The following is a 26650-nucleotide window of genomic DNA, read 5'->3' as shown; positions in this document are numbered from 1 at the left end:
AACAAAAAGTGATAGAACATATATTTGAAGTTATAAAAAATAAAAAGCTTTACAAGCTATTGATATATAAGCACTACCGCGTAATTTAACTATTTTGTTCAAAAGCTAACATATTGATTAATATACTTTGATATATAGAAACAATGCAACATTACAGCTTCGATGTTTTTCTCACACTTATTTTTAAAATAGTATATTTCTCAAATAAGATGTTGCGCATATATCCTACAGAGCATACCGTTACTCTCAAGTAAGCGGTATAATTCAATTAAAACAGTGTTGTATTATATGAGTTGATATTACAATATGTAATGGTGCTTCTATTACTGATCAAATCTTCAATGAAGTTTGATAAAAAACATGGATAATATACATTATATCAAATATTTTTTAGAATATTAATAAACTAGAACACTGTCCTTACAAATTTGTTAAATTCATTACTGAAAGAAAATAATATAGTACAATGCAATTTAAAATTCGAAAAAACTAAATTACATCAAAAAGATTTTTTTAATATTTCAAGGATTTTATTTAAGTTACTTGGTACTAAAAATTTTGTCTAAAATCTTACACATTTTAGTGCTAAAGTAAAATTATTGTATAGTATTGATTACCTTATATTAATAATTTATTAAAAGATATTATCAAAAATTTAATTAAACTGTGTAAATAACTGCTACAATATTATCCAAACTAATCGGAGCACATACTATAATAGTATAAGATTATAGTCTTTTTGTGGTTAAAGATTTAATCATTTATGCAAGAATAATGCTTATATATGAGTGATATAAAACGATAGAATAAGTTATTTTAGGAATAATGAATGTTATTCTTTAAATATATCTAGATTCTGTATTAGCGTGGATTTGATAATCATAATCATTATAGTGAATTTGCAATTTCTTTTTTATATATTAATTCATTTAATAAGCTTTTGAGCAGAAAATAAACTTCTTTTTTAAAATCATTTTTGAGGTTGTTTGGTATATACATCTATATCATGTATGTGATGGTTCTAGTCGCATAGATCTGGAGTACACGTTCAACGTTATCATGTTGCTTAAATCCTGAAACAAGTTCAAAATAACTCATGTATTTTTAACTGGAGCTTACCATCAAATCGTGTTATACAAAATATTATTATGGTATTTAATTTTGCAATATTTTCATTAGCAAATTAATCTCTTCACGTAATTCTATATCGTTTTCCAGTAATTCTTCTACTTTCTTAATAGCATGCATAACCGTAGTGTGATCTTTTTTACCGAATTTTTTACCAATATCTGCAAGACTTTTCGGCGTTAATATTTTACTAAGATACATAGCTATTTGACGTGGTCTTGCAACTTCTCGCAACCTGCGCGAAGAATACATATCAGATAATTTAATATTATAACGATTAGCTACTTTTTTCTGAATATCTTCAACAGTAATTATCCTTTCATTAGAACGCAATAAATCACGCAAAATATTTTGTGTATTTTCAAGCGTAATAGCTTTTAAAGTAAAATTAGAATGAGCAATCACTTTATTTAGGGCTCCTTCAAGTTCTCTAACGTTTGAAACAATTTTAGATGCTAAAAAATTTATCACATCTTTTGGTATTTTAACATTCATTTGCTCAATTTTAGATTCTAGAATACCGAGGCGTAATTCATAAGTAGTACTATGCACATCGGCAACTAAGCCCCATCCAAGGCGAGATTTGATGCGATCTTCAATATTATCTAGATCTGAAGGTGACCTATCACAAGAAATAACCATTTGACGGTTATTATCAATCAATGTATTAAAAGTGTGAAAAAATTCTTCCTGCGTACTATCTTTACCGCAAATGAATTGAATATCATCAATCATTAGTACGTCCACTGATCGGAATTTCTCTTTAAACAAAATAACTTCTTTATTACGCAGAGCTTTAACAAACTGATACATAAATTTTTCTGCTGACATGTATATTACCTTGCGGCTTGGGTTATTCTGCTTAATGTACCAACCGATTGCATGCATTAAATGCGTTTTGCCGAGTCCAACTCCGCCATATAGAAAAAGCGGATTAGATTCAAATACTGCTCCTGATGATTCTGCCACAGCTCTTGCCGCTGCATAAGCTAGCTCATTCGGTGCTCCAACCACAAAATTATCGAAAGTAAAACGTAAATCAAGTGTTGAAATGGTATTTTCTGAATTAAGTGCACTGTTGCTAATATTGGAAAAAGTTTTAGTAGGTAATTCTATCACTGTTTGTGTTGTTCCAGGTACCTCTTTAGTAATTATTTCAATTGACTTAATAGCATTATTATAATGTTGAAATAGTTGCAATATGACCATAGCATACTTGGATTTTATCCAATCTCTAATAAAATTAGTAGGTGCACAAAGAATAACAGTATTTAATGAAGACTCTATAAAATTGACCTTACTAAACCAACTATTATATAGAGTTTCACCGTAATGATTGTAAAGATCTTGAGCCACGTAACTCCAGACATTTACATAATTATCACCTTGATCTGTTAAAGGTATTTGATTAGTACTCACTTAAAACGCCACGGTAAGTTATTTTGTTTTCAGCCTTTATCTTGGATTATTTACTTCAAAACTGTCACTTACAACAATTTTTATAACCAATATTAGCTATAAAATTTGCTGCAATGAATGACAAGATCCTGAACGACACAGAAAAAATATGGCTGTATCTATTTTCCAGTTAATAATAGATAAAAAATTATCTGCAAAATTTTTATTCAATTGCAATCTTAGAAAGATTACTTTATTTTCATTATCTAAATGAGGTACCCCAACTTGTTCCCATTCTTCTTGAATGCTAACTTCTACAAGAAAAGAATTATTATTTAAAACTAGCATATTAAAAACTTTTGTAGAACAAATATTTCGAACTAACATATTTACGTTTTTTCTATTATTGATAAAAATTAATAGAACTTGCCCAATGTAGAATTGTTATTATTAGAGTGTTTAATTATTCAAGTATTCAAGTATTTTCAAATGGTTTCGGTATCTATATTTCATTGAAAATTATGTTCTATAGAGCCTTATTTCTATAGAGCCTTATAATTAATAATAATTAATAATATTATTATAAAAAAATTTTGCAAGATGTTATAGATGAATAAATTAAATAAAAACGCTTTACAAAAGAAACTTTTTTATCGTAGTAAAAAGCGTGGTTGCAGAGAAATGGATTATATACTTGGTAGTTTTGCTGAAAAGTACTTATCTTTCATGGATGAAAAGACACTTAAAAGGTATACTTTAATACTTGATCAAAATGATAATGATCTTTATAATTGGATTAATAATAAATCTTCTGCGCCTTCTTATATAGATTCCGAAATAATTGACAAATTAAGCAAAATAGCACAAATAAAGCTCCTGTAGAATGTTACAACAAAAATTTCCGGCAACTGCCAAATGTTTCTTTGCAATTGATAATTTTACTAAGCATCTTAATCAAGATTTCATTTTAAGTGTTAATAATGAAGAAGAGGCATTAAAATTATATAAGCAAGCGTTCTTTTTTTCTTCTAATGAAAATATTTATTACTTTCCAAGTTATGATACAATCCCTTATGATTATACGTCACCGAATACAAATATCATATCTAGACGTGCAGAAACATTAACAAAGCTAATAACAAATAATAATAGTAAATTGCTTATTACTCATGCAGCAAATTTATTAAACAAATTACCACCAAAAGATTTTTTTTCTAAATATTTTTTAAAATTATATCCTAAAATAAAATTTACTATTGATGAGCTGTCTATGTTATTAGTAGAAAATAGCTTTACACGCAATATCAGTAGCAACGATGTTGGAGAATTTTCAGTTAGAGGAGAAATTATTGATATAATATTGCCAGGTCCTAAAGCGTATAGAATTAATTTTAGTTGGGATTATATTGAATCAATTAAGGAATTTGATATTAATACGCAAATTTCAACTAAATATTGTACGGAACTTGTTATTAGTCCTGTCAGTGAAATCGTGTTAAATTCTAAAACAATCGGTAATTTTAAGAATAATTATTTACGCAATTTTGGGGTTAATCATACTGATAATCCTTTATATGAGGCTGTAATATCTGGCAGAAAATTCCCAGGATATGAACAATTACTGCCGTTATTTTACGATTCATGCTCTAGTTTAGTAGATTATCTCAACGATCCTATTTGTATATTTGATAATCTGTCAAAACAAGAAATTTTAGAGTTTGAAAATAGTTGTAATGATTTTTATTTAGCAAGATCAAATGCTAATAAACTTAAAGTTAATAATTTTTATCCAGCACTTTCTCCTGCTAGCTTATATTTTACTGCTTCTGCAATAACAGAATTACTTGAACAAAAAAATAATATATTAATTAGTTATGAAAATTCTGAGCAAGCTAGCTTGATTGGAAATATTTCCTCTACAAGTTTTATGGAAAAAAAAACGATTTTTGATAAATTATTTGAGCTTATTAAAGCAAATTTTCATAAAAAAATTATCATATGCTCAAGCGTTTTAAGTAGTTTTGAGCGAATCAAAAGTATTATTCAAAATTACAAATATACTTTTAATGAGATAAATAAATTAGATGATGCTAAGGCTTCAGTAATAAATATCGGAATTATTCCTTTAAATCAAAGCTTTTATACGAAAGAATATTTATTTATTACATCTAGCGAATTATTAGAAGAAAAAACTCTTTATACAAATACTAACAAAAAACTTAAAAATATTTTGTTGGAGCTTGATAATTTAGCAGAAGGAGAATTCGTCGTTCATAAAGATCATGGAATAGGACAGTTTTTAAAGCTAGAAGCTTTCGAAATTCAAGGTAAACTGCATGATTTTTTAAAGATTTTATATTCTGGCAATGATAAATTATATGTACCGGTTGAAAATATAGAGGTAATAAAAAAATATGGGTCTAATAATGTAGAGCTTGATAAGCTTGGCAGTGCCGCATGGCACAAAAGTAAGGCAAAACTTAAAGATCGTATAAAAGAGATATCACTGCATTTAATACAAATAGCAGCTAAAAGGAAACTTAATATTAGTACTCCGATTGAATTCGACCTTGAGGAATATGATAAATTTTGTGCTAATTTTCCTTTCATCGAAACAGAAGATCAGTTAACAGCGATAAATGACATTCGAAAAGACCTAACAAATGGCATGTTAATGGATAGGTTAATATGTGGAGATGTTGGATTTGGTAAAACAGAGGTAGCAATGCGTGCCGTCTTTATGGTAGCAAAATCACTAAATGAATATTTACCACAAGTAGCTGTAGTTGTCCCGACAACTATTTTATGTAGTCAACATTTTTCAAGGTTTATAGAAAGATTCAAAGGTTTTGGTTTGAACATTAAACAATTATCCAGCGTTGTTAGTTCTCAAGAAGCAAACATTATCAGATTGGAGCTTGCAAGCGGTAAAATAAATATAATAATAGGAACTCATACTTTATTACATAAAAATATAAAATTCTTTAATTTAAAATTGTTAATAATCGATGAAGAACAGCATTTTGGTGTCAGCCAAAAAGAATTTCTTAAATCACTAAAATACTCTTCTCATGTACTTGCAATGTCTGCAACACCGATTCCTCGCACGCTACAAATGTCACTGACTGGTTTAAAAGAACTTAGTATTATTGCAACGCCACCTTTAAATAGGTTAGAAGTGCGTACATCTGTTATGCCATTTGATACAGTGATTATTAGAGATGCATTATTACGGGAACATTTTAGAGGAGGTAGAAGTTTTTATGTAGTTCCAAGAATTAAAGATATGGAGGATATTGAAAAACAATTAAAACAAATCGTGCCTGAATTAAGTTATAAAATAGCTCACGGAAAAATGACTCCGAGTAAAATTGATGAAGTTATGAGTGAGTTTTATGCTGGCAAATTCGATATATTAATCTCAACTACCATTATAGAATCAGGGATTGATATCACTGAAGCAAATACAATGATCATACATAATGCAGATACGCTTGGTCTTAGTCAGCTATATCAATTGCGTGGTCGAATAGGTCGAGGTAAAATACGAGGTTATGCTTATCTAACAGTAGCAAGTAATAAAAAGCTAATGCAACACTCATTAAGACGCTTGGAGATAATACAAAATAGTTGTGCTTTAGGTTCAGGTTTCACTATTGCAAGCCATGATGCAGATTTAAGAGGTTTTGGTAATTTAATTGGTGAAGAGCAATCAGGGCAAATTAGAGAAGTTGGCGCGGAACTCTATCAAGAAATGTTGGAAGAGCAAATAGCTCTTTTAAAAGATGAGTCTATTGTTTCAGAACAGTCATTTATTCCAAATATTAATTTAGGACTATCTGTTTTCATTCCAGATCATTATGTATCAGATTCAGCACTAAAAATTGCTCTATATAGAAGAATAGGTAATTTAAGTAATGAGATAGAAGTAGAAAAATTTAAAGACGAGATGATTGATAGATTTGGTTTGCTACCGATTGAATTTAATAACTTACTTGATATTGTAAAAATAAAACTATTATGCTTTAAATTAAATATTGAGAATTTAGATTCAGGAGATGACGGGTTTGTGATTAGATTTTATAAAAATGCTGATATGAGTGATAAAATTTTAAAATTTGTTAGTCGCTACTCTAATCAAACAAAAATCAAACCGAATAATAAATTAGTATTTATTAAGAAATTAGTAGATAAAAATATCATTACTGAGGCAAATCAGTTACTTTGGACGTTACTAGAAATTTAATTTATTATGCAGAGAAACACATGATACAGTATAATACTGTTGCTTGATCATTAGATCTAAAACTCTATTTGTATTGTTTTTTGGGTCACATATTGCACGTTATGGATGTAATATTATTTATGAAATATAACCTAAATCAACTATTTAAAAACTATAAAATCAACGGTTTGTCTACTAATTCTCAAACTGTTAAGGAGAATGAGGTCTTTTTTGCTCTTAAGGGACAAAATGTTGATGGAAATGATTTTATAAATGATGCATTAAATAATGGGGCGGTATTAGTAATTACGGAGAATAAAAAAAATACTGTAATAGATAAAGTAATCTACGTAGAAGATGTATATGAAGCTTTATATGAAGCTATAGAAATTTTCTATCCTAAAAAACCAAAGAATCTAATATCTGTAACAGGTACTAATGGTAAAAGCTCTGTAGTATCTTATATCGCACAAACATACTTCTTGCTTAGGAAAAAAGCTGCATTTATAGGTACAATAGGCCTAGAAATATTTGGCTGCAATAACATTATAAATGATGTGCCTTCATTAACAACTTTAGATTATTTGAATTTTAGGAAAATTGCTCATAATTTAGCTGAAGATTCTATAGAATATTTAGCTTTCGAAGCTTCTAGCCATGGTTTAGAACAAGGAAGACTTGGTAAGACAAAAGTGAATATAGTTAGTTTTACTAGTTTTAGTCAAGATCATCTAGATTATCACCATACAAAAGAAAATTATTTATTAGCCAAACTAAAATTATTTACTGATCATTTATTACCAAGTGGTATTGCAATATTGAATTCTGATATAGAAGAAATAGAATTTGTTAAAGATTATCTACGTAACAATAATGTTAAGTTTATCACAGTTGGAAAAAAAGGTGATGTACAAATAACTAAAATCACATGTTCTTTAACAGGGCAGAATATTGATTTTATATTTAATAATATAATATATAACTTACATACCTTAATTATTGGTAGCTTTCAAGCTAGCAATTTATTAATCGCTGCTCTTACTTTATATTATACTGGATTTAAATTTGATGAAATAATAGAGGCTTTATCGAAAGTTAAACCTGTAAAAGGCAGAATGGAGCGAATAGATGGTACTAATATTTTTGTTGATTATTCTCATACCCCAGATGCTCTAGAAAAAGCTTTAATAGAGCTACAAAATATTAAGCCACATGGTGGTAAGCTGAGTGTAATTTTCGGTTGCGGTGGTGATCGTGATAAAACAAAGAGAGGTCTTATGGGGAAAATAGCTGCAAAATTTGCTGATAATGTAATAATTACCGATGATAATCCACGTTTTGAGGACCCAAAACTTATTAGAACTGAAATTATAAGAGGTATAGGTACAGCAACCTACACAGAAATAGAAAGTAGGGAAGAGGCGATTAAATATGGTATAAATAACTTAAAGCAAGATGATATCTTATTGATTGCCGGCAAAGGTCATGAAAATTACCAAATTGTCGGTGATAAAAAATTACCTTTTGATGACTCTGAGGTTGTGAGAAAGTATCTTTTTTCGATGTCATGTACTCGGAATCAGCAAAAACATCTGGTATCATCACGTACTGTTGTATAGTCTATGTGATAATATATAAAATTGAATGCTTTTTCAAATCAATACAACAATACATAAATCACAAAAACATATGATTTGGAACTCTAAAACTTTAAGTATTGCTCTTGGTATCGAAATCTCTCATTCTGTCAATTGTAATGCAGTACAATTTAACTCTAAAGATGTTAAAAAAGGTGATTTATTTATAGCACTACAAGGTAATAGAGATGGTCATGATTACATCCAAGATGCCATAGATAAAGGCGCAACAGCAGTAATTGTTAGTAAACAAGTAGAGATAAATGATAAAGATAAAATTATCTTAGTTAATGATTCTTTTAACGCGCTACAAAAAATGGCTCTATATAAACGCAAGAATTCAAAAGCTAAATTTATTGCTATAACTGGAAGTGTCGGTAAAACCTCTACCAAGGAAGCGCTAAAAATATTATTACAACATGATTTTATAGTTTTTGCTAGCAGAGGTAATTTTAATAATTACTTGGGGTTACTTATTAATCTTGCATCAATGGCTGATGATACGGAATATGCTATTTTTGAGCTTGGTATGAATCATAAAGGTGAAATAAGTGAACTGGTTCAAATATTAAAGCCGAATATTGCTATGATTAGTAATATTTCTGAAGCTCATTTAGAATTTTTTAACTCAATTGAAGAGATAGCTGAAGCTAAATGTGAGATTTTCAAAAATTTTAGTAAAAATGATATTGCCATTATTAATGCAAGTAATAATTGTTATAACAAAATATTATCGATATTAAAAAATCTATCTATTACAAATATATATAGCTTTGGTAGATCTAAAGCTTCAGCTGAATTAATTTTTTACAAGACTCTAGGAGAGCAAGTCCACTTAAAGTATTATATAAATAATAAATTCATAGACATAACTATACCATTTATCCCTAAGCATTTTGCTAACAATTATACAGGTGTACTTTTAATTATCGATATATTAGGTAAAGATATAGAGATAGCTGCAAATTACTTAGCAGATATTTCTATTACTAAAGGGAGAGGTGAGATTATTAATATACAAAATTCTCGTGTAATTTGTGATTACTATAATGCAAGTCCTCAGTCAATGAAAGCTGCATTAGAATATTTAAAACAAGTACCTGCAGATAATAAAACCTCTATAATAGGCGAGATGCTGGAGCTTGGTTGGAATTCTCAACGATTACATGAGGAGCTAGTACCTTATATACTTGATTCTGGTTGTACGAAAGTTTATTTAATAGGAGCATATACTAAATATATTTATGATTTACTCCCTACGAAAATATCTAAAAAATTTTTTAAAAATGTTGAAGAATTTATAATGCATATCACTGATTTATTTGAATATAGTGAGCTTATTTTAATTAAAGGGTCCAGAGGTGTAAAACTTGATAAGATTGTTGATTATTATCAATAAATACATTAGGATATTCTTAATAGTCATGTATCTCTCAATGTCATTCCCGCAAAAGTGTGAATCTAGTAATCTTTAATTTTATTAAGCAATCAAGTCATGGTATGAGATCGAGTGAATTTTTCTAGCTATACTAAAAATACTTCAATACTTTTAATTTAAATCTACAAATGTTATATAATCTTTTACTTCCTCATATACATAATTCACATATCGCTAATTTATTCCACTATATTACTTTTCGTAGCGGTCTTGCTATTATTATAACTTTAAGTCTTAGCTTTGTCACTGGTCCGATATTAATAAAATTTCTACGTTCACTTCAAAAATATGGTCAACCTATACGTTCGGACGGACCTGAATCGCATCAAACAAAAGCAGGTACTCCGACCATGGGAGGTATCATGATTATTTTGTCTAGTTGTATTTCTACTTTATTACTTGCTGATTTAACTAATAAATATATTTGGATTACATTATTTGGTTTTATTAGTTTCGGTATTATAGGATTTATGGATGATTATGCTAAGGTGAAGCGTAATAATCATTATGGTGTCAGGGGAAAAAGTAAATTTTTACTACAAGGCATTATTAGTGTCATTATATATGTTTTATTAGAATATTTAGATAAAAATTCAAGTCATGTACTTAACGTACCATTTTTTAAAAATTTAAGTTTGGATCTTAGTTATTTTTATATGGTTTTTGCTATATTTGTTATAGTTGGTTCTTCGAATGCTGTGAATCTCACCGATGGTCTTGATGGTCTTGCTACCGTTCCGATTGCCTTTACTGCTGGTTCTTTTGCTTTAATAAGTTATTTAGTAGGTAATCTCATTTACGCGAACTACTTACAGTTAACATATATACCTAATACAGGAGAACTAACGGTGTTATGTTCAGGATTAGTAGGGAGTTGCATTGGATTTTTATGGTTTAATGCACAACCAGCAGAAGTGTTTATGGGTGATACCGGTAGTTTAAGTCTTGGCGGTGTGCTTGGTATTATTAGTGTCATTACTAAGCATGAAATAGTTTTAGCGATAATCGGTGGCTTATTTGTGATTGAAACTACATCTGTGATTTTACAGGTATATTATTTTAAAGCAACTAAAGGCAAAAGAATATTTAAAATGGCACCACTTCATCATCATTTTGAAAAACACGGTTGGGCAGAATCTAAAGTTGTAATAAGGTTTTGGATTATTTCAGTTATCTTTTCTCTTATAGGATTATCATCGTTGAAATTACGTTAAATATTGACATAATGTATACTATACAGACAATTATGTGTATAAAATAAACAGTTTAAATAATTTAGCACTGACGTCTTTTGCGTTATGTTACATTATAATTACTAATCTTTTGGTATTACTAAATATATAGCACTGTCCATACTTTGAACCATTTTACCATTACCTGGAATTGTTGAAAGTTTGAAAAGATCATTTTTTTGTGATACCTGTCTATACTCTCAAATAGTTAAATCAACGTATCAAATTCTAATCATCTAAAATGCACTATTGTCAAAATAACTCCTTTTAGGAATAGCAGTGATAGTTTGTTGACCGTAACGTAAGGTGACGTCAAGTTATTTATTACTGCAACAATCAAAAAAATACGTTTAATTGTATTTTGAGTAAAAACTGATAACTACGTCAAAATTGATTTTATTAGTTTAGCTTTAGTTAGAAGCAGCATTGTGAAATCAGCCTAAAATATTGACTATTACTACTTAAAAAGAAAATTCTAAATTAGTTGGACGTTGAGCAGTTAATTTTGAGGTTAGCTTTAAATGGTAGTATTTATAATGTATGGCTTTAAAAGCCTAAGCTATAGTTGAGCAGTATTGAAATGAGTTTTGTAAGTATTATATAAACGTTATTATGAGTGATTTTAGCAATCTAAATTGACTATTTGTATATTTGCTGTGTTTATTATTGCAAAGGATATTAGTATCTTAGATTGCATTATCTGTTTTTAATCGGCGTATTATATATAATATTCTATTCTTAATTAAGATTGAATGCAATACGTTAAAGTTGATATATACGGTTTTGCTTAGTGTATATTATTAGTAGTAACATCAATAGAGATATAGACATGTTTAGCAAATTTTTGTAATGTTTTTTATTGTTATATTGACGTCATGCCGTATTATGACATTTTCTTCAAATATAGTCATATTTGAAAATTGCTTTGATTATATGACTTATGACATTTATTACCTAATATCAATATTCTTTATTAAGACAGTATTGGTATCGTTTTGTTTATTTTCGGAAAATTTCTTTATTAATAATAATATTAACTTTTTTTAAAAGGTTCAAATACTAAACAAGTACAATTATGTCAATGCAAGGCTTGTACAAAATTAATTATTTTATTATTAATTTTCTTGTTAAATAATTTTAAAATATGATATTAGCTACTTTAGAACAATTCTTATTTGCTCCTGTAAAAGCATTTATCAATATACGTGAAGATACAGTATCTGCTTTTAAAAGGCTTGGTATTAACAATATTCGTGATTTATTATTTTATCTACCTGTTTCATATCAAAATAAAATATTATCACCTAATTTAACTGAAGTTAGAGGTGGTGAAATAATACAAACAGAAATTATAGTTAATAGTATTAATTTACAAAAAAAAGGTAATCAGCCTTTAAAGATTACAGCTAGTAATAATACAGGTTCTATATTATTAGTGTTCTTTCATAAGCCACCACAGTTTATTTTAAATAAGCTGAAAGTTGGAACGAAGCATATTATTAGTGGAAAAGTACAATTCTTTAATTATCAATTACAAATTTTGCATCCTGAATTTATTACGAATCCTAAACTTTCAAAAGCTATAGAACCACTTTATTCGATTACATATTCACTTAGTAACAAGCAGTTATATTCATATATAATAAAAGCAATAGAAATATTTGAAGAAAAGTGTAAGGGTATAGAAGATAAAGAAGTACATGAATATTTGGATGTTATATTGCAGAATTTGAAGATTTTGCATGTTTTTTTCTCACCACATAACTTGATCTCATGGTCTAGCACAATGGATATCGTTGTTAATCCGCGTTATGCCACTGTGGCTGCCAAAAAACAACTAGCCATTAAAGAATTAATCGCTAATCAAATATCTCTTTTAAATGTACGTATGCAAATAAATAGAAAACAAGGTAATATTTACCCTAAAGCTACATCTATTCAAGACAATATATTAAGAGAGTTAGGATTTGAGTTAACCTATTATCAAAAGCAAGTGATAGAAGAAATCGAGTCTGAGCAAAGCGATAAAGTAGAGATGATGAGATTGTTACAAGGCGATGTTGGCTCTGGTAAAACTTTGGTAGCTTTACTCACGATGGTAAATGTTGTCACCACTGGACTTCAAGCAACACTTATGGCTCCAACCGATTTACTTGCAAATCAGCATTATGATTTTTTTGTTAAAGCTTTAAAAAATACTAATATCAAGGTTGGATTACTTACAGGTAAGATACTTGGCAAAGCTCGTAAAAATATTATTATTCAACTTGTAAACGGTAAGATTGATATATTAATTGGTACTCATGCGTTATTTCAAGAAAAAGTCAGTTTTAAAAAACTAGGTTATATAGTTATCGATGAGCAGCATAGATTTGGAGTGCAGCAACGTTTGAATCTAATAAATAAAGGAGTTAATCCTGATGTTTTAATTATGACTGCAACACCAATTCCAAGAAGTTTAGCACTCACTATGTTTGGTGATATGACTATTTCCAAGCTAATGGGAAAACCAAAAGATCGTTTATCTATTGTTACAAAGACTATGTCGATTAATAAGATAGGATATATTATAGAAGCAATAAATAAGCGGCTTATTGCAGGTGAAAGGGTATATTGGATATGCCCGTTGATAACGCAAAGAGAGAAAGAAGCGCTGCAAGAAGATCATTTATTAATGGATGTGATAAATCGTTTTAACTCTATCGAAAATGTATATCAAGGTTATACTGGTATTATTCATGGTAAAATGGCAAATGATCAGAAAGAGCGAATAATGAAGCAGTTTAAGGAAGGTAAAATTAAGATATTAGTTGCAACAAACGTTATTGAAGTTGGAATAGACGTATCTGAGGCTACTTTAATTGTTATTGAAAATGCTGAGCAATTTGGTTTAGCGCAACTTCATCAGCTGAGAGGTAGAGTAGGGCGATGTAGTTTGCAGTCATATTGTATATTATTATACAATCCAAAAAGGCTTGGAAAAGTGGCACAAAACAGGTTTAAGATAATGAAACACACTAATGATGGATTTTATATTGCTGAGCAGGATTTAAAACTACGTGGTAGTGGTGAGATTTTAGGTATAAAACAAAGTGGCGAAATCGACTTTTTCTTTGCAGATTTAAAAGACGATTATGAACTACTCATAAAAGCGCATAAAGTTGCAGAAAGAGCAATATGCACAAAAGATAATGTGAATTTTATTAACTTTCAGATTAAACTCTTCGCAAAATCGCAAGTAAGTTATTTGATTTAAAGATATTGTTGCTATGTAGATGCCCATTTGATCTGTGCCATTCATATGAAATAAAATTAGACTTTACTTCAAATGATCTAACTCGATTTTATGCAAGTAGAAGCTTGGGAGTTGTTGTACGGTTTGTACACTACTGTAGTACACACTAAAATATAGTAAGTGTTTTTTTAAGTCATATAACATGATGAGGATGTGAAATCTATTATTTTAAGGTTTTTATAAGCTTGATTTATCTTGTTTTATGCTGCATTTTGTCTATGTAAGAAGGATATTAGGAGTTTTTAAACATTATCTGGTACTGTTGTAATTTCAGCAAGTCTAGTAAACAGAGCATCAATCATATCCCAGCCTTTTTTTTGAATGATTAGTAAAGAAATATCATTAATATTTATTTGTTTTAATAAATCTATTCCCATTTGTTCATGTTCAGGATCAAGCTGCATATGTGTTTTAAAATGCTGTGATGTTTTATGATTACAAAATATTGATCCTAGTTTTTCATAAAATATTGTCGCACAAGACTCTATTACTAAATGGACTAGGACTGCTCTTTCACTATCTCCAAGAGTCATCATTTTGAGTGTAAACCAGGAACCTAATGCTTCAAAAATAGAATCTGTAGTTTCTTTATCATTCTCTAGATTTTGGGATAATTCTATATTATGTCCAAATTCATCAGTAAGATGTTCCCATGCAAGTTGTTTAAATTCTTTTGTTTCAGAAAATACTACTCTTGCTAATACCATTTTTTGAAATTCATCTGACCAAATACGGAAATGTTTGAGAAATTTATTTTTTCTTAGTGTACTATCAAACTTAACTTTAAATAGTTTGTTTTTTCTAAAGTGCTTTTTGTATTTTTCATTATCTAAAATGAGAAGATCTATTACATTCATATAATTAATATCAATATCATATTAATTATATTAATATTAACTCAGTTAGTCTGTCACGAATTATTAATGTTTATCTACCAATTTTTAAAACCATATGTGTATTTATAGATAAATATGAATTGTAAGATTATAATTTGTATACAATATATATATATAACATTACGACTGATCCATTTTAGATTTATTAGTATTTTTTGTGAATAATCGCTTAAGATCATTAATATATAAATAATTGTTAAGAAAGTAAGATTTAAAATTAAGTTAGTATTTGAAAAATTAAAATCACTCAAAGGAATTAAAAGAGTAAAAAAAGTTGAATGTACTATAGAAATAAAAATTGCTATACAACAGCAAAGTTTTAGATTCGTCTTTTCATGTTGTGCAATAAATCCAAGTATCATTGTAGCAATTACAAGAGTGCCATAATCAATTAAAGCCCAGCTAATATACCATAATATTATCATTATCACTACATGGCAAGAACCGCTATAGAAAAAACTAGTTACAGAATTACGAAAATAATAAATATAACATTGCCCTAAATAGATAGAAATTAGAATATTGCTAGTCAGAAACTGTTTAAATAATATAGTAGTATATATTTGTAGTATAATCCCGTATACTATTATTCTAGTTTTTGGTTTATCATAAAAATTATAGCCAGCAAAAAAGCAAAATACTGGCATAGAGATACGACCGATTATCCGCATAATTGTTAATTCGTGATATAGATATATGCCAATATGATCAATGGTCATCGCGATAATAGCTAAAGTTTTTAAAAAATCCTGATAATTTGTTTTATTTTGTGCTATTATCATAATTAACCACTTTCAATAAATATGCCGCGCCAAAAAATGTTGCTACTCCAATTGTAATTGTACTACCTAGCATAGCGACTTTAATAAGTAAATATTCCGAGTACATATATTCTAAATAATAATACTTTATTAAAGAAATTATAATAGACATTAATGTACAGCATAATAAAATCTTACTACAGAAAAGCTTTATACCAGCGTCTATATGGAGTTTATGTTGTTTTGTACTATAGCTATATAATAAACCTAAATTATACCAAGCGGCAATAGATGTTCCAACTGCAATACCTATATGTTTCAAAGAATCCATTAATAATAGATTCATATTAGTATTCATTATAATTGAAAATAATGTTATTTTGAGAGGAGTTTTAGTATCTCCATTAGCATAAAAAATAGGAGTTAAAATTTTTGCTAAAATAAACGCAGGAAGACCAAGTGCAAATGCAGAAATAGCCTCGGCTGTATTTGTAGTATCTTGATGCGTGAATACTCCTCTTTCATAAATTATATGAGTAATTGGATGAGATAATATTATAATACCAAATGTTGCGGGCAATGATAACAATAGTCCAATTCTAATAGAATTATTTTGTATTTTTTGTGCCGATACTATATCGTTTGATTTATATACTTTTGACATTGCAGGTAGCAATATAGTAGAGAAACTTGCACCTATTATTGATAAAGGAAATTGATATATCCGGTCAGCATAAGCTAATATAGAAATAGCACCTTCAATAAAGCTCGCAATAGATTGTGAAATAAAAAGATTTAATTGCTGTATGCCTGAGCTAATAGTTGCTGGTCCCATATTAATCAATAGCTTTTTTACATCGGGATCGTTTGTGTAAAAAATTATTGGAAAATGCAAATCAGCTCTTTTGACACAAATAAACATAAACACAACTTGTAATATTCCAGCAATTATTAAAGATACGCTAATTGAGATAGTAGATTCTATATAATTCTCAAAGATTAAAGTAAAAATTATTACGCATACACTTAAAATAATTGGTGAAAACGCAAATGCAGCGAATTTTTTTACAGAGTTTAATATACCGCCAAGTAGAGCTGTTAATGAAACAAATATTAAATAAGGTATTGTAATACGGCATAAAAATACCGTCAATTCAAACTTTTCTTTTTTAGCGTAAAATCCAGGAGCAATAAATAGTATTAATTGTGGCATAAAGATTTGCATTAATGCTATTGTTACTATTAATATTAGAAATAGCAGCGTAAAAACTTTTCCTGAAAAATTATTTGCAGCTTTCTTAGAAATAAGCATTTTTTCATTATAAATAGGAATGAATACACTTGATAATGCCCCTTCTGCAAAAATTCTTCTAAATAAATTTGGTAGTTTAAAAGCAATATTAATGCTATCGCCTATAGGTGTTGAACCAAATAATGATGCGATAAATTGCTCACGCACTAAGCCAAATATGCGCGAAATGAGTGTAAAAAAAGCTACTACGATCCCTGAGCGAAATAATGTCACTGTTTTATTAATGTTAATAGATACGTTATTATAATGATATATTGTTTGTGTGGATTAGTTGTTCCACTTTTGCTGATTTCTGTCTATTCCTTCCTTGATTAAATCTTCTGCTTTTACTTTATTCCCCCATCCAGTAACTTTAACCCATTTATCTTTTTCTAAATCTTTATAATGCTCAAAGAAATGCACAATACGTTTCTTTAGCATTTTACATAAATCATCTAGTTCTTGAATATGATCGAAAGTAATATCGAGTTTAGATGTTGGTACTGCGATAATCTTCTCATCGAGTCCTGATTCATCTTCCATCATTAATACACCGATTGCTCTGCATTTGATAACTGATCCAGGTACGACTGGATGATGTGCTACGACAAGTACATCTACCGGATCACCATCATTTGAAAGAGTATCAGGAATAAAGCCGTAATTACAAGGATAGCTCATGGTAGTTTGCATAAAGCGATCAACAAAAATCGCTCCTGATTCTTTGTCAAATTCGTATTTGATTGGTCCGCTATTCATTGGAATTTCGATAATTACATTTATTTCATTATTGTTTGCTTTTGCTTTAATTTTATCTATAAACATATTTTTTGTTTTATTGTTTTGTCATGCAGCGGCTTGAACACGGCATCCAGTTAAAAATGTTGCAACAACTGATAATTTAAATTTTTATAGATATCGTAGTCAAGCTTACGATACAACACTGAGTGTTCTAACTCGGTGGTCTATAATTCTCATCATGTTTTGCAAGTAATTGTCTTGCTATAAATTTGTTATCAGATAATTGCCCTATCGCAATAATTCCTTGTCCTTCACGAAATAGTGCAGGTAGAACTCCCTGATATAATATCTCTAAATCTTTAATATTATCGGTAATAACAAAACTTATCTTATTAGCAGAAATTCTATTTATTGAATCTCTTTTAACAAGTCCACCGACTCTTAACTCTTTGCCTTGTTCTGCTTCATTAATTTTTGACGGCGGAAAAAAAAATATTATATTTTTTTCTAAATTATAAAGTATTATACTAATTCCTAAACAAGTTGAGCAGAAACAAAGAATTATTTTTATTAATCTATTTCTAACTATCTTTTGCATTAAAATTTTGTTTATTTTTCAATATTTTATAATTTAAAAAATTTGCGATTAACAATATCGCTAAGGTTAAAAATGTAAATAAATATGATACTAATATGTAATTATTCATTTCTGAGAAATTCCATAATTTCCTTAGCTGAGATATCTAAATAGAAATGCTTTATATATTTCCCATTTTTATCAATTAAGTAGGTAAAAGATGAATGATCAATCATATAGTTTTGATCATCATCGTAACCATTGACACGAGCATATAAAATCTTGAATTTATCAGTTACATCTTTTATCTGGTGTTCGTTACCGGTAAGACATATAAATTTCGGGTGAAAATTTTTGATATATTCTTTAAGTACTTCAGGTGTATCACGTTTTGGATCAATCGTAATAAAAATAGGTATAATATCTATTTGATTTTGATGTAAAATTTCTACAATGTTCGTCATTTTATTTAGAAATGTTGGACATATATCAGGACAGCTAGTAAATCCAAAATAAATGAGACTTAAGTGACCTCTCAACTTATTACTATTAAATATCTCTCCATTTTGGTCTATCAGTTCAAAAGCCTCGCCGATTTTTATGTTATCTTTATAGATATTAACCTGACCCGCAAGTGGTTTTTTAGGTGTGCTTAAAGATAATAACACATATAATGTTCCTACTACTATTAACAAGCTCACTATAATAATTATTTTCATAATATTTGATTGCATTTAATTCATTTTCATTATTATTTATGTGGCTTGAGATACGTTATCATTATCATAATTTAAATGAGCTATATTGGAGGTGACGTAGCATTCTTGTAATAACCTCCAGTACAGAATAATGTAATAAAAATCATTATCGCTAACCTCTTACAGCAGACCTAATTTTTCCGGTTTAAAATATTTTACCCAAATATCTATTAGCAATTTAGTAATGATTATTGCCGAAAACATTGAAGATATAATCCCAATAGTTAATGCAACAGCAAAACCTTTGATTGCTCCAACTCCGAATATGTAAAGTGCAAAGGCAACTATTAAAGTCGTTAGATTAGAATCAATGATAGTAGCAAATGCAGATTCAAAACCTGTTCTAATAGCATAAAGATTAGAAACTCCCTTATGCAGTTCTTCCTTGATTCTTTCGTAAATCAATACGTTAGCATCAACAGCCATACCCATAGTTAGTATTATTCCTGCAATTCCAGGTAGAGTTAAAGTAGCTTGGAACAGTGAAAGTAAAGCTAGAATATATAATAATGCAAGAATTAATGCTATATTAGCGAATAAACCAATCACACCGTAAGACAAAATCATAAATATGCAAACTGCTGTAAATCCTATAAGACCTGCCTTTTTTCCTGATTCTATAGAATCAGCTCCCAAATTTGGCCCTATACTTCTCTCTTCAATAATTTTAAGTGGAGTAGGCAGTGAACCAACGCGCAATAATAGTGCGAGTTCATTTGCAGACTCAATAGTAAAATTCCCTGTTATTATACCATCCCCACCAATAATCGCTCCATTTATCATTGGAGCGCTTAGTAATTTATTGTCTAAAACTATAGCAAGGCGTTTACCAGTATTATTTTTAGTGATTTCAGTAAATATTTTACTACCTAAATTGTTGAAAGAAAAAGCAACCATTGGTTGTGAGTTTTGATCAAAAGAAGCTGAAGCTTTTGTCAGATGCGTCCCACTTAACAGGACTTTTTTCTTTATCACTATATAATATTCACCATGATGTTCGCTATCTCCCTTAATTAGCATTGAATCTAGCGGTATATGCCCTTTTATTGCTTCTTCAATATTTGCGTTTTCATCAACTAAATGAAAAGTGAGCTTTGCAGTTTTCCCCAATATATTCTTCAGATAAGATGGATTGTCTACACCTGGGACTTGCAGTAATATATGTTTATTACCTTGCCTTTGTAGTATAGGTTCTTTAGTGCCTGTACTATCAATCCGCATACGCACAATCTCAATAGATTGTTCTACTACCTTATTAAGTAAGTCATTTAATCTAGATTCACTGTATCGAAGTTTTATTTTATTTTTATTAACTTCAATGATAATTTCCGGATCGATTTTATGAATTATTTTCTTTAACGATTTTAATACCTCAGTAGATCTTACTTCTAATTGAATGTTATTGTGTCTCACTAACAGATTTTTATAGCCAATTTTATGCTCACGAAAATTTTTGCGTAAAGTATCAGCAATATTTTCCATTGAATCATTCAAATATGTATCAAAATCAACATCTAATAATAAATTTGCTCCTCCTCTAAGGTCAAGGCCTAAATTTACTGAATCATGAGGTAAAAACTTCCAATTTATCTGAATAAAATTTGGTAAGGCACAAATAATTGCAAAAACTGTGCATATAATTGAAAGAACAATTTTCCATTTAGGAAGATTTTGCACAGATTACCTTCTTATTTTTTTTGTTATTTTCTTGTGTCGCTGCTACTTCTTTTTTACGGCTAGTTATATCGATAATAGAACTTTTTATAGCTTTAATACGTACATCTTTCGCTATTTCGATCTCAATATTATTGTCATTTTCGCTTACTTTAGTTACAATACCGTAAATACCGCTATTTGTTAGCACTTCTTCACCTTTTTTAACTTCGCGTACTAATTTTTCTCTTTCTTTACGGCGTTGTTCTTGTGGGCGTAATAGTAAGAAGTAAAATACAGCAAAAATTAAAATCATCGGTATTAAGCTTGTTAATCCCGATTGTAAAGAATTTGTTTCTATAGGCACTGTATCAGTTTCTTGTATTTCTATAGTTTCGTTATTATTTATTTGATTATCTTGAGTATGTTGTGACATATGTAATTTCCTAATTATTGCGATAGTCTTCCTATATAGCCTCTTGCTAAAGGTCACTTGTATGTCAATTCAGTACTCGTATCCTTGTTATTCGTATCTACTATAGTGCTGTGTTTCTTACAAATTTACCATTATTCGCTATCTTATGCAAGAAGTCTAATAAAATAAAAATAGCTACCTCATATCTTGAATGCAAGGGTAAAATATTATTCTCTGCAAGATATTATTAGCATAATATTAAGTATTTACATATTTAATTAGATATAAAGTGAAAAATGTCACTAATAATGAAAGTTTCAATTTATATAGTTTAAGTGCAAAAAAATTCGCAATTATCTATTTGATTTGTTTTTGATCAATCTTCTTTTTAAGTTTATTAACATTAGGGAATATAGCAATTTTTATAATAAAAAGTAAGACAGCTAAAGTGATGTAAATTTCTTGTAATGAGTACAATATTTGACTATCCGTAATAGCGACATAATGATAAATTTACTTGATGTATAACATTTTAAAACTATAAACTACTATAAAATTTGACACAAAAATGTCTTTAAAATGAGCAATGAAATTTGATGTTGCTTTAAGTAAAAATACTAGAAAATCCATAAGTATTACGCAAAACTTTGTACTGCAAATTAGGTAATTTGCTTTTAAATAAGCTCAAAAATTATTTAAACTGTGCAATAACGAATTAGCTTTAGATGGTTCATAATATTTATTATAAATTTTATGAATTTATTTCTAATATCTATACTAGAAATTATTTTCTATTTTTTTGATTTTTTGATTTTGTTTTGCCTGATTGCGTCTATTAGGTCTTTTTATTTTTTGTTTTGCTATCATTGCTAGGCATCAATTTCTGTAGTAGTTAATAGGAATCTAATATCATTAAATTAGTATTACAATAAGAGCATTACTAGAATCAATGAAATCAATATAGTAACATTTCGAATATAATGGTAAAAATAAATTGTAACTACCAAAACTTCTTTTTTGGATTATTATATTGCGTTGTTACTCATACTAATAGTTTTAGTATCTAACACAATAATGCTATGGCGAAATGATATAAAACCTGGCAAATTATTGGAGCGGGTGAAGGGATTCGAACCCTCGACTTCGACCTTGGCAAGGTAGCGCTCTACCCCTGAGCTACACCCGCTTAAAATAACAAAAAAAGTTTTATGTAATAATGCCTTAGTATTGCTTAAGCTAAGTGCATCTCAATATAAGTAATTGTAAGATAAATTGCAAGTATTAAATAGAGAAATTTTTGGTATTGCTGAAATAAAGAGGAAATTACATAAGTATTAATTTAACTAATCTAGTTAAACACTCTGTAAATTACTTGTAAAAACATTTTAAGTGACAAAGAAAAAAAGTTTAGTCTGTAATCAAAAACTAGTAAATAGTTTTACTATAAATAGGTACATTTCTTGAATGATCTAATGCAATGTATTATTGCAGTACTTAATTTAATGAGTTATTTTCGCCTGAAGCAGATGTTCTGTTATTGTATATTGTCCCAGATATGTATTTAGACATATTTGTGCTTTAATATTCAGTTGGATATGAGATTTTGCAGTAAAATAGATTGATTGCAACTTTCAAAACTTATGCAAGCAATTTGTATTATAGAAATTTTTGCAGTAGTTTTGTATCGCATCGCTTATGGGTATGTACTCTATGTATGCTTTATGCTGAGCTGAATATTATTTTATGCAAGTTTTACTTCTGAATTTCTGTAACTTTAGGTTTTATCATGAGCCTTCAGAAAGTTTCTTAGGTTTTTTGGTTTTGATTTGCTTATGACATTTTTGTTTGTCACAGTTATGTATTAAAAATTAATACTTACACGCATAGTAGATCCTTTTAATGTTAATATCTAAGGATTTTCTATCTTAATATTTAAATTTTTATACATGCGAGTTTATCAAGTAATTTTTACTATTAAACATATACTTAATACTTACACATTTGATTTGCTAAGTGCTTATATCTATTTTCATTTCTGATTTAATTATCATTTGTTGAGCAATTAATTTGAAAATTTTAATAATAAATAGCTACAGATTATAAAAAATACTAATCCTAAAGTTAAGCAGTTTAAGCAGAGTATAATATTGCTTGTTAAGTTAATAACTGCATTGCAGGTGTGAGTTAATATTAAAATATTAACGTTGCAAATTTATTGTTCAAAGCATCAATTATTAATAATTGTAGTATATGGAAATGTCTTGAGTTATAAGTATTGTTTGCGATAATAATTTATCGAGCCTAGCTTTGTATTTTTTTGCTATATATGTAGATGCTAAGTATCATTTAAATTCATCGTTATAAGTTGGTTTGTTAATAAAACAATTACACTAAAAAAATATTAGCTAGACTTAAGAAAGTTAGGAAACCTAAAGCATCTGTGATAGTTGTTAAAAATACGCCTGAGCCTGCAGCTGGGTCTATATCAAAATAATGCAGTATTATAGGAATAGCAGAGCCGAATAATCCTGCTACTAAAAAATTTAAAATAACTGCAATAGCAAAAATAACGCTAAGATTTAAGTCGAATAACATGACGAAGCTAAGTCCTGCTCCAATAATTGCAAGTACAAAACCATTAAAAGCTGATACTGCGATTTCTTTTAATATTACTTTATTGACATTATTATAATGAATATCTTTATTAGCAAGTGCTTTCACAGTAACAGTCATAGCTTGTGTTCCTGCATTCCCACCCATTGAAGCTACGATAGGCATCGTTGCTGCAAGTGTTACAAGTTTTGCAATAGTATCATTAAAATGGTTAATAATCAGTGAAGTCATGCATGCAGTAATGAGATTAACAAAGAGCCAAGGAAAACGATGTTTGACTGTATAAAATACATTGAAAAAAGTATCTTGAGTGTGTACCCCGCTTAATGATAATATATCTTTTCCTGCTTGTTCTTCAATAATGTAAATTATATTATCGATTGATACACTACCTACTAATTTACCACTTTTATTTACTACAGGTACAATCGTTAAAGCATATTGTCTAAAAATGAAGCTTAGTTCATTTAAGTCGGTAAAGGTATCTGCAAGCTTAAAATCTTTGCTCATCAAATCTTTTATTAATTCATTTTTTTTACCTTTAATTAGTGTGCTAAGAGAAATAATACCAATAGGTCGTAATTTATTATCTGTAACGATTGCTGCATAAAATTCATTCTTTACATTTTTGATAAAATTTAATGATTCCTCAACAGTCCATCCTGCTTGAAGATTAATAAAATCTCGTTCAATTACTCTACCTACCGTATTTTCAGGGTATGTACAACCTACTGTAATTTGATGTTTTTTTTCTTTAGTAAGATTACTTAGTATAAGGTCTTTTATATCATCGTCTAGATCGATTACTACTTCAATCGCATCTTCTATAACTAGCTTATTTATTAATTCAGCAGATTTTTTGATGCCTAAAGTTTCTATTATTAGAGGTTTACTATAAGCATTCAAGGATACTAATGTTTCAGGCTTAATTTTATCATGTAATAAAGGAATAATTATTTTATATGTTTTATTATTAAGATTATCTAAAAAATCTGCTAAATCTGCATAATGCAGCTTAGCAAGTCTACTTGCAGCAGCATCATAATTGTGATCTTCAATCAGATCATTAATTTGATCAAAAATCTCAGCAAATTGATTATGATGATCAGGTAAGATGCTTTTAAATATATTGAAATTAGGCATAGCCTGTTTACCTAATAGTTGTTATAGAATTATTTATTATTTATAAGTTAGTTAGTTAGGCTTGGTACAGAATTGTGTACAATTTGCTAATCAATATAAATCACAGCTTATAAATAAGCAATAGTTTTTATTGCGTCTACTTTTTGAGTATGTAACTAGCACAAACATTTCTTAACAATAAGAACTTGAGATTTAAAATCTGAAGTGTTGCGACAGCAAAATTGGATTTTGTAACAAATCGTTGAATGGTGCGGTCGAGAAGATTTGAACTTCCAATCCTTTTACAGAACAGCACCCTCAATGCTGCGCGTCTACCAATTTCGCCACGACCGCTTAACTTTATAACAACTATAATGGATTATAAATAAAATATCAATAGAGTCGCTGTATCATCTCTTTAATAAATCACGTCATGACAGTAGTGTAGTGAATATATACAACAATATTCACTTCCATGTCATAAACTAGAAATGATGACAATTTTAGAGCATTTTACTAAAGATAAAAAAGCGATTCAAGATAAATCAACAACAAAATTAGGTATAATTGATTGCTTAATAGCAGCTTTCATTAAACTATCTAATTTTTCATTAATATTATCAAAGTCAAAATGATATTCTCTAGAATTTCCGGTTAACACAAGAGCAGAGTCGAAACCAAGGCGATTTGCTGCAAGTATATCGGTGTAAAAAGTGTCCCCAATCATTAACATACGATTCTTAGGGATATTAGAACATTCTTTTAAAATTTTGTGATATATTTCTGAATATGGCTTACCACTATAAATTACTTTTCCCCCAAGCTGCTTTATTTTTTCTGCATAATATCCGCTACAATATCTATAGATACCGTGCTGATTTATTCCAAGATCAGGATTAGCACAAATATTAATAATTTTGCGTTGTACAATGATTTTAAATAATTCGTCGAATTCATTTAAATCTAACTTTTCATTTTCGTCCCTATAAATAGTGATTAAGGAAATATTAGCTTTGTTAATATCATCGGTGGTGTAGCATTGCATTACGTTTATTATATCATTTTCTAAATGTCCTAGGTGATATATTATCGGTTTTTTAATATTGAATCGCTTTTTACTCTCTAGTATCATTTGCACTGCTATTTCACCTGAGCTAATGATCATTTCTGGAAGTGCATTTATTCCCCAAGATTTAATTGTTTTATGTAGAGAAAAAATATTTCGTGGGGCATTAGTAACAAAATATACTTTTTTCTGTGCAATAATTTTATTAATATTTTGTACGACGCCTGGATATGTATGATTTCCTTCAATTATCACCCCCCAAAGATCAAATAAAAACACATCATAATCATTGATTACATCGAAAATATTTTTATAATTTAACGTCTTCATTTATTGTTATCTCACTATATTTTAAATCAAGAAACTTTACTATTGTAATAAGTTACGTTATAGTCATTTTTATT

17 protein-coding genes, 2 tRNA genes and 1 pseudogene are annotated in these 26650 nt (G+C 28.7%); 6 read left to right on the top strand and 14 right to left on the bottom strand.

The window, feature by feature from the left end; all coding sequences use genetic code 11:
- Positions 1 to 1155: 1155 nt before the first annotated feature.
- Positions 1156 to 2547: a chromosomal replication initiator protein DnaA gene (gene dnaA, locus RT_RS02915; RefSeq protein ID WP_011191035.1), complete on the bottom strand. Its 1392-nt coding sequence runs from the start codon at positions 2545 to 2547 to the stop codon at positions 1156 to 1158.
- A 29-nt stretch (positions 2548 to 2576) separates the two neighbouring features.
- A pseudogene (locus RT_RS02910) lies at positions 2577 to 2913 on the bottom strand (sulfurtransferase).
- A gap of 222 nt (positions 2914 to 3135) precedes the next feature.
- Here RT_RS02910 and RT_RS02905 point away from each other — a divergent pair.
- From RT_RS02905 to RT_RS02880, 6 genes are all read left to right on the top strand, one after another.
- Positions 3136 to 3408 (top strand): succinate dehydrogenase assembly factor 2, encoded by a 273-nt coding sequence (locus RT_RS02905; RefSeq protein ID WP_011191033.1) that lies wholly within the window; start codon positions 3136 to 3138, stop codon positions 3406 to 3408.
- A gap of 1 nt (position 3409) precedes the next feature.
- Positions 3410 to 6772 carry a transcription-repair coupling factor gene (gene mfd / locus RT_RS02900; protein ID WP_011191032.1) on the top strand — a complete coding sequence of 1121 codons (3363 nt, stop codon included), beginning with the start codon at positions 3410 to 3412 and terminating at the stop codon, positions 6770 to 6772.
- Between the two features lie 119 nt (positions 6773 to 6891).
- Positions 6892 to 8370, top strand: coding sequence for a UDP-N-acetylmuramoyl-L-alanyl-D-glutamate--2,6-diaminopimelate ligase (locus tag RT_RS02895; protein ID WP_014419991.1), 1479 nt, complete (start codon positions 6892 to 6894; stop codon positions 8368 to 8370).
- Between the two features lie 70 nt (positions 8371 to 8440).
- Complete coding sequence (locus RT_RS02890) at positions 8441 to 9787, top strand: UDP-N-acetylmuramoyl-tripeptide--D-alanyl-D-alanine ligase (protein ID WP_011191030.1); 1347 nt, start codon at positions 8441 to 8443, stop codon at positions 9785 to 9787.
- A gap of 167 nt (positions 9788 to 9954) precedes the next feature.
- Entirely contained in the window at positions 9955 to 11040 is a 1086-nt protein-coding gene (gene mraY / locus RT_RS02885; protein ID WP_011191029.1) for a phospho-N-acetylmuramoyl-pentapeptide-transferase, read from the top strand.
- Between the two features lie 1162 nt (positions 11041 to 12202).
- Positions 12203 to 14314, top strand: a complete 2112-nt coding sequence (locus RT_RS02880; RefSeq protein ID WP_011191028.1) for an ATP-dependent DNA helicase RecG — start codon at positions 12203 to 12205, stop codon at positions 14312 to 14314.
- A 281-nt stretch (positions 14315 to 14595) separates the two neighbouring features.
- Here the strand turns inward: RT_RS02880 and RT_RS02875 are convergent, their stop codons facing one another.
- The 12 genes from RT_RS02875 to RT_RS02820 form a co-directional block, all read right to left on the bottom strand.
- Complete coding sequence (locus RT_RS02875) at positions 14596 to 15210, bottom strand: hypothetical protein (RefSeq protein WP_011191027.1); 615 nt, start codon at positions 15208 to 15210, stop codon at positions 14596 to 14598.
- Between the two features lie 74 nt (positions 15211 to 15284).
- Positions 15285 to 16031: a TraX family protein gene (locus tag RT_RS02870; RefSeq protein ID WP_011191026.1), complete on the bottom strand. Its 747-nt coding sequence runs from the start codon at positions 16029 to 16031 to the stop codon at positions 15285 to 15287.
- Positions 16012 to 17535 carry a murein biosynthesis integral membrane protein MurJ gene (gene murJ, locus RT_RS02865; protein ID WP_011191025.1) on the bottom strand — a complete coding sequence of 508 codons (1524 nt, stop codon included), beginning with the start codon at positions 17533 to 17535 and terminating at the stop codon, positions 16012 to 16014. The genes RT_RS02870 and murJ overlap by 20 nt, the downstream gene beginning before the upstream one ends.
- Before the next feature lie 54 nt (positions 17536 to 17589).
- The gene (ppa, locus tag RT_RS02860; protein ID WP_011191024.1) at positions 17590 to 18126 is read right to left on the bottom strand and encodes an inorganic diphosphatase; all 537 of its coding nucleotides are present in this window, start codon (positions 18124 to 18126) and stop codon (positions 17590 to 17592) included.
- Positions 18127 to 18253: 127 nt separating this feature from the next.
- Entirely contained in the window at positions 18254 to 18640 is a 387-nt protein-coding gene (gene ccmE, locus RT_RS02855; RefSeq protein ID WP_011191023.1) for a cytochrome c maturation protein CcmE, read from the bottom strand.
- Positions 18641 to 18741: 101 nt separating this feature from the next.
- Complete coding sequence (locus tag RT_RS02850) at positions 18742 to 19353, bottom strand: SCO family protein (protein WP_014419446.1); 612 nt, start codon at positions 19351 to 19353, stop codon at positions 18742 to 18744.
- Between the two features lie 144 nt (positions 19354 to 19497).
- Positions 19498 to 21054 (bottom strand): protein translocase subunit SecD, encoded by a 1557-nt coding sequence (gene secD, locus RT_RS02845; protein WP_011191021.1) that lies wholly within the window; start codon positions 21052 to 21054, stop codon positions 19498 to 19500.
- Positions 21038 to 21466 (bottom strand): preprotein translocase subunit YajC, encoded by a 429-nt coding sequence (yajC, locus tag RT_RS02840; RefSeq protein WP_011191020.1) that lies wholly within the window; start codon positions 21464 to 21466, stop codon positions 21038 to 21040. The genes secD and yajC overlap by 17 nt, the downstream gene beginning before the upstream one ends.
- Before the next feature lie 1090 nt (positions 21467 to 22556).
- Positions 22557 to 22631: transfer RNA gene (locus RT_RS02835), tRNA-Gly, on the bottom strand.
- 1199 nt (positions 22632 to 23830) lie between these two features.
- A complete protein-coding gene (mgtE, locus tag RT_RS02830) occupies positions 23831 to 25201 on the bottom strand; it encodes a magnesium transporter (protein ID WP_011191019.1) in 1371 nt (456 codons plus the stop codon).
- A 246-nt stretch (positions 25202 to 25447) separates the two neighbouring features.
- Positions 25448 to 25534, bottom strand: a tRNA-Leu gene (locus tag RT_RS02825).
- A gap of 181 nt (positions 25535 to 25715) precedes the next feature.
- Positions 25716 to 26576, bottom strand: coding sequence for a TIGR01459 family HAD-type hydrolase (locus tag RT_RS02820; protein ID WP_011191018.1), 861 nt, complete (start codon positions 26574 to 26576; stop codon positions 25716 to 25718).
- Positions 26577 to 26650 lie beyond the last annotated feature (74 nt).

It is taken from the genome of Rickettsia typhi str. Wilmington (assembly GCF_000008045.1).
Taxonomy (GTDB): domain Bacteria; phylum Pseudomonadota; class Alphaproteobacteria; order Rickettsiales; family Rickettsiaceae; genus Rickettsia; species Rickettsia typhi.
The sequence above is the reverse complement of the archived record's forward strand: the minus strand, read 5'-3'. Positions and strand labels throughout refer to the sequence as shown.